Here is a 2,511-nt window from a genome sequence, read left to right as displayed (position 1 = left end):
TTTTTTTTTATTGGCTCACAGGTTCGCACATCTCATATTCCATACCTTTACAGACTGCATAGTGGTACTTGGGAGCCTGTTCAACCTCCTCCACTGCATCCGGGTTCACTGATCCGGTAATTTCCTTTTTATCCAACCTGTGAAAATGCCCAATCACATACGTAAGAGGAACCTGTGTGCGTGCCTCAGAATTAACACTAACCGGACGTTGAGTTGCTCCCAACAGGTTAATCCCGCGCTTACGTCCACGCTTGGACAACACAATATAACCATCCAGCCTTGTTGGCATATCTTTAGGGCACCCCTCATGCAATTCATCTACAGCAATATGCAGTTGCTTTGCCCATGGCCTACGATAATCACCATAATAGGCTTGAGCCTGGAAAGCCAAGATTGAAAGGTTGTGCAATTGCTCAGGCACACCCGATGGATGTGGTACATAGATCACCTTAAACGGCCTATCCCAGTTCCTGCTTAGGTACACCTTAAAAGCCTCTATACTCCCCTCAATCAAATCATACTCTTGAAACTCAGCAGAAAGCATATCCTCCGGGTCAAAAATAATGCACCGTTCAGCTTTCCAGGATCGAATAATAGACGCCATCAACACGGATTTACCGCTACCAGAAGCACCATAAATCATGCCTCTGTTCCCACTTGGTTTACTATATTTCTTCATCTTCCAGACCCTTATCAACCGGTTTATCCGCCTCTCCCTGATCCTGACGAATTCCACCCCTCTTTTTCCGTTCTCTCCCCTCTTGCCAAGCCATATAAAAGACCGGCAGGACACCGAGCCCGACAACAACAACCCTTTCAAGGGTCTGACTATTAACCCTGCCCAGCGCAGACGCCAAGACATCGGTATCCATGATAATTTCGTGGGTAGCGTCAACAGCTTCCATAAAGTTCGGATTCGACGCAGCATTACGGTATGTGTCATAACCCGTCCGTTCCGACCCTCGTTCCATCATAGATGCTACAAAAGACCGCATCTGTACCGGATCGGTCAAACGCTTAATTTGCCGTTCCATACGATCTGTCGCAACACCCATCACCCCCTGGGGTTCATCCTCTTCAGACGGCAAATATGCATCCAACACATACAAACCTTCATCCCCCATTTGCATACCTGATAGAGGGTTACTTAGCTCGTCTAAAGATTCCGTTCCTACGGCCTCACCATCCAAATCCATCGAAACCCCCTACGCCTTCATTTACGGGCTGTTCAACGGGAGGTGTGGGTGGCTCCTCCGTACGTACGGATTCCGTACGTACGGGATCCGCACGTGACGCCCTCTGTTTAGCCTGTAATTCGCGCATCTCTTCAACGGTTTTATATCCAGGCATCCGTGAGGGATGACGCCAATAATCCCCACCACGGATATGATACCGGCATACATCACCCGAGAACTCACCAACACAGTTTCCATACGCCTTTCCATGCCGATCCAAACGCATGGACAAAAAACCATTCTTGCGCGCACTTGCACACGCAGGACATATCACAGCACCTACAGTCTGTTCATGTAACTTTGCTTGAATATCAAGCTGCTGATGCATTCTCACACTCCCTTTCATTTCCCATATAATCATCAATCAAAAACAGCCGTTTCGTTGCCCGCTTCATGCTCTTCTCTAAGCGTTCAACGCCACCCTGGCTAACCGCTTCCTTACCCATTCGATACAGATACAAGGGAACCTTGTTTTTTGCTTCTTTAATCCTCAAGCCACACGCCACCGCCCAAGACCCACACATCCCCATGATTTGGGCGTTCATTCTCTCCTTAAACTCACGCCTAAAACCCTTTACAATCTTGCCCTTTATCACACCACCAACCTTGCCGAGCCCATCCATAAAGCTACCTGAAGTCACTGACTCCCTGATCAAATTCCACATATCGTGAACAATTGATCTAGTGATGTTTTCAGGGTTTTTCTCTTTCAAATAGCGAATTTCTGCCATGCAGTTATCAAGCATTGACGGAACAGCATCTTCTAGTTGTTCAAACGTGGACACATTCCACTGCTCTTTAAGCGCACGCTTGCCAAAACGAAACTCTGTCCGCCAAATCCTTGGACAAGTTCCTATTTTTTCACCCCATATTTCGTACCAATGGCCATTGTTTTTCTCTTTTACCTCTCTCCTTTTGTCGTATATCTGAACCTGCCTGTGCGGCATCTTTCCAACCGTTATCCCCGTCACTTCCTGGGCACCTACAATCACCGCCTCATCTTCTGGCATAGGGGCATAATTCGTCATCACTTTAGTGCGGCTATGACGAACAATCATGAACGGGTCAGGAACAAAGTCTTCTGCTGTTTTCACGTCTACAGCCAAATCAAAACGACCAATAGACTCTTTAATCACCCTGCACTCCAACGCCCCCAAAACATGAAGCAAACGCTCCTTAACCTTGCTATAACCGTCAATAGCAAGTTGTTGCGCTTTTACTTCAACACGGATATTCCACTGTTCTACATCCGTGGAAGCCTTAAACAGCCACAGCT

4 protein-coding genes are annotated in these 2,511 nt (G+C 47.3%); all 4 read right to left on the bottom strand.

The window, feature by feature from the left end:
• Positions 1-7: 7 nt before the first annotated feature.
• On the bottom strand, positions 8-679 hold the full coding sequence (locus V5T57_RS20555) for an ATP-binding protein (protein ID WP_332893147.1): 672 nt from the start codon (positions 677-679) through the stop codon (positions 8-10).
• Complete coding sequence (locus tag V5T57_RS20550) at positions 666-1,196, bottom strand: hypothetical protein (RefSeq protein WP_332893146.1); 531 nt, start codon at positions 1,194-1,196, stop codon at positions 666-668. The genes V5T57_RS20555 and V5T57_RS20550 overlap by 14 nt, the downstream gene beginning before the upstream one ends.
• The gene (locus tag V5T57_RS20545; protein ID WP_332893145.1) at positions 1,180-1,563 is read right to left on the bottom strand and encodes a hypothetical protein; all 384 of its coding nucleotides are present in this window, start codon (positions 1,561-1,563) and stop codon (positions 1,180-1,182) included. The genes V5T57_RS20550 and V5T57_RS20545 overlap by 17 nt, the downstream gene beginning before the upstream one ends.
• Positions 1,547-2,511 (bottom strand): hypothetical protein (locus tag V5T57_RS20540; RefSeq protein WP_332893144.1); only part of this gene is annotated, 965 nt, incomplete at its 5' end. The genes V5T57_RS20545 and V5T57_RS20540, both read right to left, overlap by 17 nt.

This window comes from Magnetococcus sp. PR-3, from assembly GCF_036689865.1.
GTDB lineage: Bacteria > Pseudomonadota > Magnetococcia > Magnetococcales > Magnetococcaceae > Magnetococcus.
This window is presented reverse-complemented; position numbering and strand designations above follow the sequence as displayed.